General features: G+C 73.7%; 13 protein-coding genes. 5 read left to right on the top strand and 8 right to left on the bottom strand.

Annotation, left to right across the window (positions count from 1 at the left end):
* Nucleotides 1–11: 11 nt before the first annotated feature.
* A complete protein-coding gene (locus tag AB0F71_RS19385) occupies nt 12–725 on the top strand; it encodes a macro domain-containing protein (RefSeq protein WP_360235544.1) in 714 nt (237 codons plus the stop codon).
* Nucleotides 726–802: 77 nt separating this feature from the next.
* Here the strand turns inward: AB0F71_RS19385 and AB0F71_RS19380 are convergent, their stop codons facing one another.
* Nucleotides 803–1,519 carry a TetR family transcriptional regulator gene (locus tag AB0F71_RS19380; RefSeq protein ID WP_360235541.1) on the bottom strand — a complete coding sequence of 239 codons (717 nt, stop codon included), beginning with the start codon at nt 1,517–1,519 and terminating at the stop codon, nt 803–805.
* 103 nt (nt 1,520–1,622) lie between these two features.
* Here AB0F71_RS19380 and AB0F71_RS19375 point away from each other — a divergent pair, with 103 nt between their 5' ends.
* Entirely contained in the window at nt 1,623–2,636 is a 1,014-nt protein-coding gene (locus AB0F71_RS19375; RefSeq protein WP_360235538.1) for a zinc-binding dehydrogenase, read from the top strand.
* Between the two features lie 90 nt (nt 2,637–2,726).
* On the opposite strand, the gene AB0F71_RS19370 is transcribed toward AB0F71_RS19375, so the two are convergent.
* Nucleotides 2,727–3,467, bottom strand: a complete 741-nt coding sequence (locus AB0F71_RS19370) for a hypothetical protein (protein ID WP_360235535.1) — start codon at nt 3,465–3,467, stop codon at nt 2,727–2,729.
* A 46-nt stretch (nt 3,468–3,513) separates the two neighbouring features.
* Entirely contained in the window at nt 3,514–4,491 is a 978-nt protein-coding gene (locus tag AB0F71_RS19365) for an SUKH-4 family immunity protein (RefSeq protein ID WP_360235532.1), read from the bottom strand.
* 409 nt (nt 4,492–4,900) lie between these two features.
* Between AB0F71_RS19365 and AB0F71_RS19360 the strand changes: the two genes are divergently transcribed.
* Nucleotides 4,901–7,633, top strand: coding sequence for a penicillin acylase family protein (locus AB0F71_RS19360; RefSeq protein ID WP_360235620.1), 2,733 nt, complete (start codon nt 4,901–4,903; stop codon nt 7,631–7,633).
* A 51-nt stretch (nt 7,634–7,684) separates the two neighbouring features.
* Here the strand turns inward: AB0F71_RS19360 and AB0F71_RS19355 are convergent, their stop codons facing one another.
* Nucleotides 7,685–7,987 (bottom strand): hypothetical protein, encoded by a 303-nt coding sequence (locus tag AB0F71_RS19355; protein ID WP_360235529.1) that lies wholly within the window; start codon nt 7,985–7,987, stop codon nt 7,685–7,687.
* 128 nt (nt 7,988–8,115) lie between these two features.
* Here AB0F71_RS19355 and AB0F71_RS19350 point away from each other — a divergent pair, with 128 nt between their 5' ends.
* Together AB0F71_RS19350 and AB0F71_RS19345 are read left to right on the top strand one after the other, a co-directional pair.
* A complete protein-coding gene (locus AB0F71_RS19350; RefSeq protein ID WP_360235526.1) occupies nt 8,116–9,333 on the top strand; it encodes a pyridoxal-phosphate dependent enzyme in 1,218 nt (405 codons plus the stop codon).
* 180 nt (nt 9,334–9,513) lie between these two features.
* Nucleotides 9,514–10,869, top strand: a complete 1,356-nt coding sequence (locus AB0F71_RS19345) for a hypothetical protein (RefSeq protein WP_360235617.1) — start codon at nt 9,514–9,516, stop codon at nt 10,867–10,869.
* 88 nt (nt 10,870–10,957) lie between these two features.
* Here the strand turns inward: AB0F71_RS19345 and AB0F71_RS19340 are convergent, their stop codons facing one another.
* The 4 genes from AB0F71_RS19340 to AB0F71_RS19325 are packed head-to-tail and all read right to left on the bottom strand — an operon-like array spanning nt 10,958 to nt 15,507.
* A complete protein-coding gene (locus tag AB0F71_RS19340; protein WP_360235523.1) occupies nt 10,958–12,019 on the bottom strand; it encodes a hypothetical protein in 1,062 nt (353 codons plus the stop codon).
* Nucleotides 12,016–12,702, bottom strand: a complete 687-nt coding sequence (locus AB0F71_RS19335; RefSeq protein WP_360235520.1) for an ATP-binding cassette domain-containing protein — start codon at nt 12,700–12,702, stop codon at nt 12,016–12,018. The genes AB0F71_RS19340 and AB0F71_RS19335 overlap by 4 nt, the downstream gene beginning before the upstream one ends.
* 28 nt (nt 12,703–12,730) lie before the next feature.
* Complete coding sequence (locus AB0F71_RS19330; protein WP_360235614.1) at nt 12,731–13,786, bottom strand: NADP-dependent oxidoreductase; 1,056 nt, start codon at nt 13,784–13,786, stop codon at nt 12,731–12,733.
* 56 nt (nt 13,787–13,842) lie between these two features.
* On the bottom strand, nt 13,843–15,507 hold the full coding sequence (locus AB0F71_RS19325; protein WP_360235611.1) for an NAD(P)/FAD-dependent oxidoreductase: 1,665 nt from the start codon (nt 15,505–15,507) through the stop codon (nt 13,843–13,845).
* Nucleotides 15,508–15,511 lie beyond the last annotated feature (4 nt).

The following is a 15,511-nucleotide window of genomic DNA, read 5'->3' as shown; positions in this document are numbered from 1 at the left end:
GGAGTTGCAACATGACGACGGACCGCTCGCAGTCCCCGCTCAGGGTGGTGCTGACGGACCTCAACGCCTCGGTGGTCGAGTCCTGGCGGGCCGCCTTCGCCGACACCCCCGGCATCGAGATCCGGCAGGGCTCGATCCTCACCGAGCAGGTCGACGCCTGGGTCAGCCCGACCAACTCCAAGGGCCGGATGGACGGCGGGGCGGACGCGGCGATCAAGCGCCACCTCGGGGCGGGCATCCAGCTCAAGGTGCAGCGGGCGATCCGCGACCAGCACGCGGGCGCCCTGCCGGTGGGCAGCGCGGTCTGCGTGCCCTCCGGTGCGGTCAACCCGAAGTTCCTGATCTCGGCGCCCACGATGCAGACCTCCTCGCAGAACGTGAGCGAGACGCTGAACGTCGCCCTCGCCTGCGCCGCCGCCTTCCAGGCCGTCCACCGGCAGAACCGGCTGGCGCCGGACAGCATCCGCTCGGTGGCCCTGGTCGGCATGGGCGCCCGGACCGGGCGGGTGCCGGCCCGGGTGTGCGCCAACCTGATGTGGACGGGCTACACCCTCTTCAACGACCACCACTTCGAGGACGACGACGAGCTGCGCGCCACCATCCTCGCCCAGCTGGACGACCTGGAGCAGGCACCCGCCACCACCCGGGTCCGCATCGCGACACCCCCGACCCGCAGCCGCTCCCAGCGGCAGTCCGGCTCCTCAGCAGTCCGGATACGTCAGTAGCCCGGAGTCGCCCCGTTCCGTCGGCAGTCCGGCACCGTCAGCAGTCCGGCGCCGAGCGGCGCGCCCCCGCCCGGTCCTCAGTCCGCGACGAGCGCCAACCGGATCCAGCGCTCCGCCTCCACCGTCGCGGTCGCCACGTCGAAGGCCTCCGGCGCGGCCGCCGCCTGCACCACCAGCCCCTTGAGCAGCCCCACGAAGGCGAACGCGAAGGCCCCGGCATCCACCCCGGCGCCCACCCCGGCCCGCAGCTCGCCGTCCGCCACGCCCTGGCCGAGCACGTCCGTCTGGCCGAGCACGTCCACCACCCAGGCGCGCGTCCGGGCGTCCAGCTCCGCCACCGCCGGCGTCAGCTCGGAGGTGCCCGCGAGGGCCTCCGCCCCCAGGACCACGAAGGCCCGGCCCAGGTCCGTCGGGTTCCGCACGCCCTCCAGCACACCCCGGGCGAAGCGGCACAGCTCCTCCGCCGCCCCGGCGCCACTGCGCTCGGGCGCGGCCGCCGCCATCGCCTCGGCCAGCGCCTCCTCCTGGAGCCGGGCGAGCAGCGCGGCCTTGGAGCCGAAGTAGTGGGTGGCCAGGCCCCGGCTGAACCCCGCCTCCTCCCCCACCCTGGCCAGGGTGACCCCGGTGCTGCCGTGCTCTGCGATCAGCCGGGCGGCGGCGGCGATCAGCGCCGCCTCGGCGTGGGCGCGCCGTTCGGCCTGGGTACGGCGGGGCTGGGCGCCCTGCGGAGCGGCCGCGCGGGCCGCCGTCGTACGGGCGGTCGTGCCGGTGGCCGGGTCATCGTGCGTGGGCATGGCACCATGCTAGGGTTGAACTTGCTTGTTGGCTAACAAGCAAGTTTGGGGTGGCGAGGCACACTCCCCCGGTCCCGCCACCCCCGGCAGAAGGGAAGTCCCGATGACCGCCACGATGCTCGCCGGCCGACTCGACGTCACCAAGGGCGCGTTCGCCGTCGAGGAAGTGCCCGTCCCGACCCCCGGACCGGGCAAGGTGCTGATCAGGGTCGAGGCCGCGGGCGTCTGCCTCTCCGACGTCCACCTCATCGACGGCACCCTCAAGCCCTTCCTCCTCCAGGGCGACAAGGTCACCCTCGGCCACGAGGTCGCGGGCACCGTGCACACCCTCGGCGCGGGCGTCACCACCGCCGCCGTCGGCGACCGGGTGCTGCTCCAGGCCGGCGAGACCCGCAACGGCCGGGTGCACACCCGCGGCGTGGACTACGACGGCGGCTGGGCCGAGTACGCCCTCGCCACCGCCACCACGCTCGTCCCGATTCCCGACGAACTCCCCTTCGAGCAGGCCTGCTTCATCCCCGACGCGGTCTCCACCCCCTGGGCCGCCATCACCGGCACCGGCGCCGTCCGCCCCGCCGAGCCGGTCGGCGTCTGGGGCGTCGGCGGGCTCGGCGCCCACGGCGTCCAACTGCTGCGCGCCATCGGCGCCTTCCCGATCGTCGCCGTCGACCCGCTGCCCGCCGCCCGCGAGCGCGCCCTCGCCTTCGGTGCCGACGCCGCCCTCGACCCCGCCGACCCGCAGTTCGCCGACCGCCTGCGCGAGGCCACCGCCGGCCGCCCCCTCGCCGCCGCCTTCGACTTCGCCGGTGTCGCGCCCGTCCGCGAACAGGCCGTGGCCGCCCTCGGCGAACGCGGCCGCCTGGTCCTGGTCGGCCTCACCGACAAGCCGCTGACCATCACCAAGGGCACCATGGTCAGCTACCTGCGCCAGCAGATCCTGGGCCACTACGGCTCCGACGGCCAGGACGTCATCGACCTGGTCGACCTGGTCCGCGGCGGCCGCCTCGACTTCGCCCGCTCGGTCAGCGGCACCTTCCCCCTGGCCGACGCCGCCCGCGCCGTCGAGGCCCTGGAGCGCAAGGAAGGCAACCCCATCCGCCTCATCCTCAAGCCCTGACCGGCCACCCCACCCCCGCACCTGCCCGACTGAGCCGGGCACGGCCCCCGGGTCGGCAGCCGCCCCCACGGCTGCCGACCCACTGGCGTCCTACTCCACCGGCGACACGTGCAACACCGGCTGCACCTGATGCACCTCCTGCACCGGCACGGCCTCGACCGGCCTCCCCGTCGCCTCCCGGTAGTACCGGGCCCGGAACACCCCGGACAGGCCCGCCGTCACCGCCAACCCACCGCCCAGGCACACCACCGCGCCCGCGACCAGCAGCGCACCGAGCACCCGGTCCTTCGAGGTGAGGCCCAGGACCAGGACCACCAGCGACGGCATCAAGGTCAGCACCACCGGCAGGGCCAGCCAGCCCGAACCCCGGGCACTCGCCCAACCCTCACGCCGGTACACCTTCCGGGACCTCCGCAGCGCCTCGCGGATCCCGACACCGTCGAGCACCATCGCCGGCAGCACCAGGTAGCTCGCCATCAACCAGCCGACCCCGACCAGCAGCACCGCCCCCACCAGCATGGTGAGAGCCCCGCCGACCGCCCAGCCCGCGATCACCGGCAATCGCCCCGCCGCCCGCGCACAACTGGAGCCGACCCTTACCGCCCGCCCCCGCAGAGCGTCATCGGCCGCGATCAGCATCGCCGCATTGCCGAAGGTCACCAGGAACAACAGCACCACCAGCCCGGCGACCCCGACCACCAGGCTCCCCCCGAGCAGCACCTCCGCCCACACCACCGACGCGGCGACCCCACCCACCACCGCCACCGTGAGCCCCGGCAGGAGCAGCAGCCTCTTCCGCCGCCACACCACCGCGGCCAATCGCCGATCCACCGGCCGACCCCCTACTCCAGTTGCTCCGACTACTCCAGCAATCCGACTACTCCAACAGACTGCCCATGTGCCCGTCGTCGATCCGGATCGGCCAGAAGTGCTCCTCGCTCGCGAAGGCCTCCGGGTCGATCGCCCGCAGCGCCTCCTCGGCCGCGCCGTCGAACAGCTCGCACGGGTCGAACACCGACCAGGGGGCTTCCTTCCGCGCCTGGTACGCCTCCTCCCGGGCGGCCCGCAGCCGGTGGAAGGTCCAGAGCGTGTACAGCAGCGCGGAGAGGTCCCGGTGCAAGTAGGCGGCCGTCCCGCCGTCACCCCACACATCGGTGAGCTCGACCCGCCCGGTCGCGCCGTCGAGCAGTGCGTCGAACTCGTACATCCACCCGCCGAGCACCGGGAACCCCCGCTGGTACGCCCGGTCCGAGGGCTCCTCCTCGTCGTCCTCCTCCGGCTCGTAGCCCTCCAGCGGCCCCTCGGCGTCCACGGAGAGCACGCAGTCCTGGGACACCGGCAGCCCGACCTCGACCAGCAGCCGCCGGGTCGGACCGTGCGTCACACTCGCGGGCACCTCGTCCTCCCCGAACCGACGGACGGTCCCCTCCCCCTCCGCCGTCGCCAGGTCCTCCACCAAGGCCGGAGTGACGGCATACGCCAACTCCCCCGCCCCGCCCGCCTCGGCACCCCACGCCAGGGCACGGACCGTCAGCGCCGCCTCCCAGTGCGCGGGCCGACCGTCCGTCCGCCGGTACAGCTCCGGATCCGCCTCGCGCAGCCGCTGCCGCCCGGCCGCCACGAGCTCGGCGACCCCAGCCGGCCCGTACTCCCGTCCCCCACCGAGCCCCTCGACCACCCGCGCCAGCGCCACCAGGCACTCCACACTGCTGGCCAGCAAGTCCCGCCGCAGCACCCCGCCGTCGTCCGGCCGCCCGAGGAACACCTCCCCGCTCACCCCGTCCAGCAGCACCGCCGCGGGCCCCTCCCAGCCCTCGTAACGGGCCTCCCCCAGCAGGTGCAGCCCCTCGACCACCCGCAGCGGCTCCTCCCCCGAAGCCCCCACATCCAGGTACGCCCGCCCCCAGCACGCCTCACCAGCAGAAAGCAGCTCCCGCCCCACCACGCACCCCTTGCCCCGCCACCGTCACGACGGAAGATCACCCACTACCGCGAGCGACCCTAACCGACCCCACCGACATCCGTTCCCCCCGGAGGCCATCCGCTCCCTCGCCCCGCGGCCCAAGGCTCCCCAACGTCTCTCACCGTCCCCCAACTCCGGTGCATCACCGGCGAAATGGCATGCACGGCACTAGCCAACCGGCCAGTAGCACCCCTACCGTCGACTCCCCGTGGCTTCGACGGAGGAGCTCGCCTTGCCCCCACGCACCCGCCGCCCCCACCCCCTCCGGCTCGCGGCCGTCGCGCTCGCGTCGGCCCTGTTCGTGACCGCCGCCCTGACCGCGCCCGCCACCGCCGCCCCCACCCCGGCCGCCGCCCCCGACTACTGCGGCGGCCGCTGCACCGACATCCTCCCGCCCGGCGAGAACGGCAACGCCACCCTCACCGAGATCCTGCTCAACCGGATGTTCGGCAGCCGCCCCGCGCACACCGACGACCAACTCGGCCCGTACTCGGCCCTCGCCTCCGGCTACCCGGGGCTGACCGAGGCCGGGTTGCGGAACTTCTTCAACGACGCCTCCTTCGGCGTCCCCGCCGACCAGGTGGCCAGCACCGTCAGCCCGCGCCCGGACGTGACGATCGTGCGCGACAAGGCCACCGGTGTCCCCCACATCAGCGGCACCACCCGCTACGGCACCGAGTTCGGCGCGGGCTACGCCGCCGCGCAGGACCGGCTCTGGGTGATGGACCTGTTCCGGCACGTCGGCCGCGGCCAGCTGTCCGGCTTCGCCGGCGGCGCGGCCGCCAACCGGCAGCTGGAGCAGAGCTTCTGGCAGGCCGCCCCGTACACCGAGGCCGAGTTGCAGCAGCAGATCGACGCGCTCGCCGCCCGCGGCGGCCGGGCCACCCAGGCGCTCGCGGACGCCACCGCGTACCTGGACGGCATCAACCAGTACGCGAGCCAGGCGTACAACGCCCGGACCTTCCCCGGCGAGTACGACCTCACCGGCCACATCGACCCGATCACCAACGCCGGTTCGATCGAGCCGTTCAAGCTGACCGACCTGGTCGCCCTGGCCTCCGTGGTCGGCGCGCTGTTCGGCGCCGGCGGCGGCGGTGAACTCGCCTCCGCCCAGGTGAAGTCGGCCGCCGAGGCCCGGTACGGCAGGGACGCCGGGGACGCGCTGTGGAAGTCGCTGCGCGAGTCCGACGACCCGGAGGCCGTCCGCACCCTGCACGACGGCCAGAGCTTCCCGTACGCCACGGTGCCGGACGCCCCGCAGGGCCAGGCCCTGCCGGACCCGGGCTCGGTGGTGCCGGAGAAGGTGGTCTACGACGCCACCGGCTCTGCGAACTCCGCGACCACGAAGGCGGACGGCGTCCTGCCGGGCAACCTGCTCACCGCCAAGCACGGCATGTCCAACGCCCTGCTGGTCTCCGGCGCGCACACCGACGACGGCCACCCGGTCGCCGTGTTCGGCCCCCAAACCGGCTACTTCGCCCCGCAGTTGCTGATGCTGGAGGAGATCCAGGGCCCCGGCATCAGCGCCCGCGGCGCGGCCTTCGCGGGCCTCAGCTTCTACGTGCAGCTCGGCCGCGGCCAGGACTACGCCTGGAGCGCCACCTCGGCCGGGCAGGACATCACCGACACCTACGCCGTCCCGCTCTGCACCACCGACGGCTCGCCGGTCACCACCGCCGCCAACTCCTACCTCTGGCACGGGCAGTGCCTGCCCTTCGACCGGCTGGAGCGCAAGGACGCCTGGAGCCCGACCACCGCCGACTCCACCCCGGCCGGCTCCTACACCCTGGTGATGTACCGCTCCAACTACGGCCTGGTGACGGCCCGCGGCACCGTCGGCGGGGCACCCGTCGCCTTCACCTCGCTGCGCTCCACCTACCGCCACGAGGCCGATTCCATCATCGGCTTCCAGGAGTTGAACGATCCCGGCGCGGTGCACGACGCGCCGAGCTTCCAGCGGGCCGCGCAGGACATCAACTACACCTTCAACTGGTTCTACGCCGACTCCCGCGACATCGCCTACTACAACTCCGGCAGCAACCCGGTGCGCGCCCCCGGGGTGGACGCCGGACTGCCCGTACTCGCCCGACCCGCCTACGAGTGGGCCGACTTCGACCCGGCCACCAACACCGCCCGGTACACCCCGCCGGCCGAGCACCCGCAGTCCGTCAACCAGGACTACTACGTCTCCTGGAACAACAAGCAGGCGGACGGCTACACGGCCGCCGGCTTCGGCAACGGCTCGGTGCACCGCGCCAACCTGCTCGACGACCGGGTCAAGGCGCTGCTCCAGGGCGGCGGCAAGGCGAGCCGGGTCACCCTCACCCAGGCCATGGAGGGCGCCGCCCTGGCCGACCTGCGGGCCGAGGACGTGCTGCCCGACCTGATCCGGGTGCTGCGCAGCGCCCCGGTCACCGACCCGGCCGCCGCCACCGCCCTCCAGCAGCTGGAGGCCTGGCTCGCCGACGGCGCCCAGCGCAAGGAGACCGCCGCGGGCAGCCACGCCTACGCGGACGCGACCGCGATCCGGGTGATGGACGCCTGGTGGCCGCTGGTCGCCGACGGCGTCATGCGGCCGGGGCTCGGGGACCAGCTGTTCTCGGCGCTGACCGGTGCGCTGCAGATCAACGAGTCGCCCTCCGGCGGCCAGACCGGCGCCACCGGCGGCGGCCCGGTGAGCGCCAACGAGGCCATCCCGCACAAGGGTTCGGCCTTCCAGTACGGCTGGTGGAGCTACCTGGACAAGGACCTGCGGGCCGTCCTCGGCGACCCGGTGGCCGGCCCGCTGGCCCGCCCGTTCTGCGGCGGCGGCGACCTCGCGGCCTGCCGCACCGTGCTGCTGACCACCCTGGCCAAGGCCGCCGCCCAGACCCCGGCCCAGGTCTACCCGGGCGACGCGGACTGCACGGCGGGCGACCAGTGGTGCGCCGACACCATCATCCAGCGGCCGCTGGGCGGGGTGACGGACGCGAAGACCACCTGGCAGAACCGCCCGACCTACCAGCAGGTGGTGCAGTTCACCACCCACCGCTGAGCCGGGACGAACGGCCGCCGGTGCCCTCTCACACGGGGGCACCGGCGGTGCTCACTCGGCCCGCTTGGCCGCGTCCCGCTGATCGCCTCTCAGGTGGCCCGCCTCGTCGCAGAGCCGCTTGCCCGCAAGCCGGTAGGTCTTACGGGTGTCCGGGGTGTTGATGCGCGCGGTCATCGCGGCGGCCAGCTCCCCCGCAGCGTCGACCAGCGCGGCCAGCGATCCCAACAGCTGAGCCTCCTCCGCCGCCGGGACCTTGTCCCGCCCGTTGTCCCGCGCCTTCGGCAGCGCGTTCTCCCGCAGCTGCCGCCGCGCCTCGTCGACCGCGTCGACCATCGCCCGTATCCCGCTGTCCATCTCGCCTCCCGGCTCCTGTCCGACTTCGGGCGCCCGACGCCCGAGGTTCGGCACCCCGTGAGTGTCCCCTGCCGAACAAGATTCAAAAACCTGCCCGGTAGCACCCGAAAGCCACCTAGGCTGCTTACATGGCAACCTCGGACTCCCTCGCAACCGGCCAGCGCTCGCTCGGCGACCCCACCCTCGACTACCCCCTCTGGCCGCCGCTGACCTCGGGCTGCCCGCGCACCAGCACGGAGGACGTCTCTTACCCCGTCGAGGTCGACTACGCCTACGACAAGGCCGACCCGGAGACCCTGTTCGCACCTGTGAAGGCCCGCGGCGGCCTGGAGCGCTGGGCCCCGCTGCTGCCCCCGCTGCTCGCCCCCGGCCTCGGCGAGGGCGCCACCCCGCTGGTCGAGCTCGGGCCGGGCGTGTACGTCAAGGACGAGTCCCGCAACCCGACCTGGAGCCACAAGGACCGGCTGAACCGCTGCACCACAAGCGCCGCCGTCGGCGTCGGCGCGCCCGGCATCGCGGTGGCCTCCTCGGGCAACCACGGCGCCTCGGCGGCGGCGTACGCCGCCCGCGCCGGGCTGCCCTGCGTGGTGTTCACCGGCCCGGACACCCCGCCCGCCGTGGACGCCTTCCTCAACGCCTACGGCGCCGTGGTGCTGCCCGTCCCCTGGGAGGCCCGCTGGCCGCTGCTGCGGCAGGTGGTGGAGCGCTTCGGCCTGCACCCGGTCAGCAACCTGACGACCACCCACACCGGCCACGCCTTCGGCCCCGAGGGCTACAAGACCGTCGCGTACGAGATCTTCCAGGACATCGGCGTGCCGAGCGCGGTGTTCGTCCCCACCGGGTACGGCGAGCTGCTCTACGGCGCCTGGAAGGGCTTCACCGAGCTGCGCCGGCTGGGCCTGGCCGACCGGGTGCCGCGGATCTACGCCTGCGAGTCGGCGGCCTCCGGCCCGCTGCACCGGGCGATCGCCGAGGGCGCCCCGGCCGCGCACGTGACGGTCGGCCCGAGCAACGCGTACTCGATCGCCTCCCCGGTGAGCGGCTACCGCGGCGTACTGGCGGTGAACGGGAGCGGCGGCGCCGCGCTGACCGTGGACGACCGCCAACTCGCCGACGCCCAGCGGGAGCTGTCCCGGGCCGGGCTGTGGACCGAGCTGTCCGCGGCGGCCGGGCTGGCGGGGCTGCGCAGCCTCGGCGCCGAGGCCCCGGCGGACGGCCCGGTGGTCTGCGTCTCCACCTCCAGCGGCTTCAAGGACAAGGGCATGGGCAGCCGCCCGACCGCCCCGGTCACCCCGACCTGGGAGGAGGTCGAGCGCCGGCTGCGCGCGGCCGGGATCTCCGGCTGACGCCGCGCTTCGAAGTCCACGGAACCGGGCCGGAAGCCTGCTGTTCGTCGTGCCGTTCGCTGACGTAGGGTCGGCGTTCGCCCACGGACAGCAGGCTTTCCCCGCGCCAACTTCCCCGCCCCAACTCCCCTGCGTCGAAGGGCTGTCACCGTGCTCCTCCCCACCCGCCGTCTGCTGCCGCTGGCCGTCGCCGCCGCGGCGGTCCCGGTGCTCGCCCTCCCGGCGGTGCCCTCCGCCGCCGCCTCGTACGGCACTCCGACGATCACCTTCTCCGCCGGCTACCTGTCCGGCGCGGTGGGCGCCACCGGCGACCCGACGGTGGGCGTCACGGTCGCCCAGAGCGGCGCCCCCGCCTCGGCGCTGACGGTCGCGGCCTCGGCCAGCACCAAGACCTCGGTGGCCCGGACCGGCGACGTGACGGTGACCGGCGGCGGCGCCACCCGCACCCTGGCGGTCGCCGCCCGGGGCGTCGGCTACACCGACCTGACCGTCAAGGTGACCGGCCTGGGCGGCAGGAGCGCCACCCGCACCCTGCACTACGCCGCCTCGGCCGCCGTCCGGGACTCCGCCGCGAGCCGCTACCTGACGGGCTCCAGCGACGCCTCGGCCGCCGTGGACGCGGGCGGCGGCTACCTCCTGGTCGGCGACGACGAGTCCAACACCCTGCGGCTCTACGACCGCGCCAACTCCGGCGCCCCGGTGCGCAGCTGGGACTTCAGCTCGGCGCTCGGCGTCAGCAGCGAGATCGACATCGAGGCCGCCGCGCGGGTCGGCGACACGATCTACTGGACGGGCTCGCTGGGCAACAACAAGGACGGCAAGGTCAAGCCCGACCGGCACACCCTGTTCACCACCAGGGTGACCGGCTCCGGCGCCGACACCCAGCTGTCGCTGACCGGTTCCTACCAGGGCCTGCGCGACGACCTGATCGCCTGGGACAGCGCCCACGGCGACCGCTACGGCTTCGCGGCCGGCGCCGCCGAGGGCCAGGCGCCCAAGCAGGTCGACGGGTTCAACGTCGAGGGCCTGGAGTTCGCCCCGGGCAGCTCCACCACCGCGTACGTGGGCTTCCGCGCCCCGCTCACCCCGGCGGTCACCGGCGGCCGGGCGCTGCTGGTGCCGGTCACCAACTTCTCGTCCCTGTTCGACGGTTCGGGCACCCACGCGACCATCGGCGAGCCGATCGAGCTGGACCTCGGCGGCCTGTCCGTCCGCGACCTGCGCCGCAACGCCCTCGGCCAGTACGTGATCGTGGCGGGCTCCTGGGCGGCCGAGGACAACTCCGCCCCGTACGCGCTCTACCGCTGGGACGGCCGGCCGGGCTCCGAGCCGGTCAAGCTGCTCGACCTGCCCACCGGCGACGCCGGCGCCTGGGAGGCCGCCCCGGACCTGCCGGACCTCGACGCCCCGGGCGCCCGCGTCCAGCTGATCACCGACAACGGCTCCGCCGACCTCTACGGCGACGGCACCGACGCCAAGGACCTCACCCACCCGGAGTGGAAGAAGTCCCGCAGCACCTGGTTCACCCTGGGCTGACCCCGGGCCCGCAGGCCCCTGGCTCCGCAGACCGGCCCCTCGGCCCCGCCAGGCCGAGGGGCCCTTCCCCGCTCACCGGCGGCGGCCGTCACACCGTGGTCCGCCCCCGCCGCACCAGCCACCAGGCGAGGGCCAGCGAGAGCGCGAACACCGTGAGGTTCAGCCCGTTCTCGATCAGGTGGAAGGTCCCCAGCCGGGCCGCCGGCTGGTAGCTCTGCTGGATGCCGACCAGCCCCTGCTGCTTGAGGCAGGAGAAGAAGGCGTCGCCCCGCCCGTCCGGGATGCTGCCGCAGTACTGGCTCATCACCTCGTTGTACGGGTGGAGGTGCCCGGCCGCGTCCACGAAGGGCGACTTGCCGCCGTCCAGCAGCAGTTCGTCGGGCACCGGCGCCAGCGGGTCCGGGCCGGCGGTGCGGTCCGGCGCCAGCGGCAGCACCCTGGTCAGCGGCGCGAGCAGGTGCGTGCGCAGCTGCTCCAGCAGCCAGGTGCGGGTGCCGAAGGCGCCGAGCACCACCGCGAACGCGGGCAGCAGCCGTCGCAGCGCGGCGCCCGCCGCGACCCCGAACGTTCCCCAGGCGAGGCCGAGGGTGAGCGGCAGCCAGCCGCCGGCCTGGAACAGCGTCCCCTCGAACAGGCTGCGCCGTTCGGCGAGGTGGACCAGCTGGGCGACGTGCAGGCACTCGGCGGCGAGCGCCGCGGAGAGCAGCGCGACGAAGCCGCCGAGCAGGGCGAGCTTGCCGAGCAGCCAGCGCTGCGGGCTGATGTCCTGGGACCAGGCGAGCAGCAGGGTGCGCTGCTCGTACTCCTTGGCCAGCAGCGGCACCCCGAGGAAGGTGCCGACCATGGCGGGCAGGAAGACCACCAGGTTGAGCTGGTAGCCGGCGATGTCGGCAGCGTCCTTGATCCGGCCGGCCCGCTCGTCGGCGACGGGCTTGGCGCAGCCCGGACCGTGGCAGAGGTCGATCGCGCTGCTCAGTTCGGCGGCGTTGACGGCCATCCAGGCCAGCAGGACGGCGGTGAGCGCGGCGAAGGAGATCAGGGCCGCCCGGTGCTGGCGCCAGGTGAGCCAGAGCAGGCCGCGCCAGAGGTGTCCGCGCGGAGCTGGGGCGGGCCTGGTGCAGGCGGCCGGGGCCGCGGTGGTGGTGCTCACAGTCCGGTCTCCCCGATCGAGGTCTTGAGGTGGGCGAGCACGACGTCCTCCAGGGTGACGGGGTGGACCGTCCAGCCGGGGGCGTCCAGGGGGGTGGCCGGGCCGAGCAGGCCGCGCACGGTGAAGGTGGACTGCCGGGCGGTGTGGGTCGCGTGGACGACCTCCCCGTCCAGCGGCGGCCGGTCTGCGCGCGGGCCGGTGACCCGCAGGTGCTGGGCGAGCAGGTCCTCGGTGTCGCCGTCGAGGATCGACCGGCCGTTCGCGAGCAGCAGCAGGTGGTCCCCCACCCCGGCGAGTTCGGCGACCACGTGGGTGGAGAGCAGCACCGTCATCCCGGTCTCGGCGACCTCGCCGAGCAGTTCGCCGGTGACGGCCTTGCGGGCGACCGGGTCGAGGTTGGCCAGCGGCTCGTCCAGCAGGAGCAGCGAGGGGCAGGCGCCGAGCGCGACGGCGAGCGCGACCTGGGCCTGCTGGCCGCCGGAGAGCTTGTCGCAGCGCCGGTCGAGCGGGACGCCGAACCGCTCCAGCCAGCCGAGTGCGCGCTGCTGGTCCCAGACCAGGTTGGTGTGCCGGCCGAAGTTCAGCATGTCGGCGACGCGGAAGGTGCGGTAGAGCGGCTTGTCCTGGGCGAGCAGGACGACCCGGCCGCCGACCCGGTACTCCCCGGCGGTGGGCCGGACCATGCCGCCGGCTATCCCCAGCAGGGTCGGCTCACAGCTCGACCAGCACCTTCCCCCGGCTCGCCGACCGGTCGACGTACAGGCTGCGGTAGGCGGCCGGGATGCTGTCGAAGCCCTGGTGGACGGTCTGCTGGTAGCGCAGCTCCCCGCGGCGCACCAGGGCGCCGAGGTCCCGGCGCAGCGCGGCCCAGTTCTCCTCGGTGAACCACTCCAGCGCGAAGATGCCGCGGATCACGGTGCGCGGGAACATGATCATCGGCAGCAGCCGGGGGCCCGTCCAGGCACCGCCGACCTGGCTGCCCCACTGCCAGCAGACCGCGACCCGGCTGTCCACCGAGAGCATCCCGAAGACCGTGTCGGTGAGCGTGCCGCCCAGGCTGTCGAAGTAGCGGTCGATGCCGTCCGGGGCGAGTTCGGCCAGTTCCTTGGCCAGCCGCTCCGGGTCGTCCCCGTCGCGGTACTCCAGCACCGCGTCGAAGCCCAGCTCCCGCAGCCGGGCGGCCTTCGCCGGGGTCGCGGTGGTGCCGATCACCCGGGCGCCGCGGTGCCGGGCGAGCTGGCCGACCACCGAGCCGACCGCGCCGCTGGCCCCGCTGACCAGCACCGTCAGCCCGGGGCGTACGTCCAGGAACTTCTCCACCGTCCCCCAGGCGGTCATCCCGGGGCCGCCGAGCAGGCCGAGCGCGGTGGTGACCGGCAGCTGCTCGTCGTAGTCGGCGAGGTCCAGCCGGCGGAAGGCCGGGAAGACCATCGGGAAGGTGCCGGTCTGCCAGAGCCAGGACGCGCCGTTGCCGATCACGTGGCTGCGCCAGCCGCCGAAGCCCTGCACCAGGTCCCCGACGGCGAACCGCGCGGCGGGGCCGGCCTGCACCACCTCCATGATCGAGTCGGCGCCCATGTGGTCGCCGACCGGGGTGTCCAGCGCGATGCCCTGGAGGTACGGGTCGACCGACACCCAGCGGGTGCGCAGCAGCATCTCGTCCTCGGCGAGCCGGACGTCCACCTCCTCGACGACCTTCTCGTACATCCGCTCCACGTCCGGCACCCCGTCCACATGGGCCCGGACGACCCATTTCTCGATCCGCACCTTCCCGGCGGTCATCACGGCCTCTGCGGTCCCGGCGTACTCGTTCACGGTCTGGCTCACGAAGTGACTCCAAAGTGCCGGTCGTCGGGGCCGACCGGGTCGGTGATCAGGATGGGTGGCGGAGCGTGGTCGTCCACCTCGGCGGTGAACGGCCGGCCGTCGTCGCGGCAGATGAACTGGACGACGTGCCGGCCGGCAGCGGCCGCGCGGATCAGCCCGCCGGTGGTCGCCCAGACGCCGGAGAGGTAGAAGTTGGCCAGGCCCGGCAGCCCGGGGCCGTTGCGCTTGATCTCCTCCTCCAGGGTCTCCCCGCCCTCCACGAAGGGCTGCCAGCCGAGCACCGTGCCGTCGTAGTTGCCGGTGTAGCGGACCTGGGTGAGCGGGGTGGAGACGTCCTTGACGGCCACCGCCTCCCGCAGCCCGGGGTGGTGGCCGTCCAGGAACTCGATGACGGCGTCCCGCACCCGGCGCTTCTCCCGCTGGTACTCCCGGCCCCGGCCGACCGGCAGGGTGTGCAGCTCCTCGCCGCGCCGCAGCCGGACGGCCTGCTCGGGGCCGGTGCTCAGGGCCCGCCAGGGCGCGATGTCGCAGAAGTAGCTGGCGTAGACGACGGTGGTCCCGGCGGGCGACAGCTCGGGGTAGTGCCGGCTGCGGAACTGGATGTTGATGCTGGGGTGCCGAATGCCGGTGAGCCGGGCCGCGAACTCCTCCTCCAGCAGGTAGGTGGTGCACGGGTCCCCGGCCGGGAACGGCGTGCGCAGGCCGAGGAAGACGGTGAGGTAGCCGGGGAAGACCATGCCCGGCTCGGTCAGCGTCTTGGTGTACAGCCGGCGGTAGGTGTCGTTCAGGTACCGGCCCTTGAGCAGGTCCAGCATGGTGGTGCGCCCGTCGCAGGCGGCCACCACCACGTCCGCCCGTACCTCGCGCCCGTCGCTCAGCCGCACCCCGACGGCGGTGTCCCGCTCGACCAGGATCTCGGTGACCTTGGCGTTGTACGTGATCTCGCCGCCGAGCCGCCGGTAGCGCTGCTCGACCGAGCGCGCCAGCCCGAGCGAGCCGCCCTCCGGCACCCCGGCGGACTGCCCGGCGTGCGAGGCGAGTTGGAAGTACGTCGGCAGCACCGGGAAGTTGGGGTGCTTCTCGTACAGGACAAAGTTGAACGCCTCGCGCAGCAGCGGGCTGCGGAACCGCGCCGAGTAGTCGCTCATCAGCACCGAGATGGAGCGCCGGATCACGTTGAAGTACGGCAGGAAGGAGGCGAGCATCCGCCAGCGCTCCCACCGGCCCATCAGCCCGACCGGCTTGAGGAAGGGGTAACGGGTCAGCGCCACCCGGAACTTGCGCAGGCCGGCGCAGAACTGCCGGATCTGCCGGGCGTCCTCGGGGGCGAGGTCCAGCAGGTGGGCCTCCAGCCGGTCCGGGTCGGAGTAGAAGCGCACCGCCCGGCCGTCCCGGGTGCGCACCACGTTGAACACGTCGAAGTTGCGCATCCGCTTGCCCTGGAGGGCGCCGAGTTCGAGCCAGATCCGGTGCATCTCGTTGCCCGGGCCACTGCCCAGCAGCCAGCTGACGCAGCAGTCGAAGGTGAACTCGCCGCGGTCCCAGGCGGTGCAGCAGCCGCCGGGCAGTTCATGCATCTCCAGGACCTGGCTGCGGTAGCCGTTCATCTGCGCGTAGCAGCCGGTGGACAGGCCGCCGAGGCCGCCGCCGATGATGACCATGCTC

The organism is Kitasatospora sp. NPDC028055, from assembly GCF_040637885.1.
Classification (GTDB): Bacteria; Actinomycetota; Actinomycetes; order Streptomycetales; family Streptomycetaceae; genus Kitasatospora.
This window is presented reverse-complemented; position numbering and strand designations above follow the sequence as displayed.

Excerpts from the sequence above, each read along its gene's own strand:
- AB0F71_RS19325 (WP_360235611.1), bottom strand. The coding sequence starts at position 15,507 with ATGGTCATCATCGGCGGCGGCCTCGGCGGCCTGTCCACCGGCTGCTAC.
- AB0F71_RS19385 (WP_360235544.1), top strand. The coding sequence starts at position 12 with ATGACGACGGACCGCTCGCAGTCCCCGCTCAGGGTGGTGCTGACGGAC.
- AB0F71_RS19350 (WP_360235526.1), top strand. The coding sequence starts at position 8,116 with ATGGCAACCTCGGACTCCCTCGCAACCGGCCAGCGCTCGCTCGGCGAC.
- AB0F71_RS19335 (WP_360235520.1), bottom strand. The coding sequence starts at position 12,702 with ATGGTCCGGCCCACCGCCGGGGAGTACCGGGTCGGCGGCCGGGTCGTC.
- AB0F71_RS19375 (WP_360235538.1), top strand. The coding sequence starts at position 1,623 with ATGACCGCCACGATGCTCGCCGGCCGACTCGACGTCACCAAGGGCGCG.
- AB0F71_RS19355 (WP_360235529.1), bottom strand. The coding sequence starts at position 7,987 with ATGGACAGCGGGATACGGGCGATGGTCGACGCGGTCGACGAGGCGCGG.
- AB0F71_RS19380 (WP_360235541.1), bottom strand. The coding sequence starts at position 1,519 with ATGCCCACGCACGATGACCCGGCCACCGGCACGACCGCCCGTACGACG.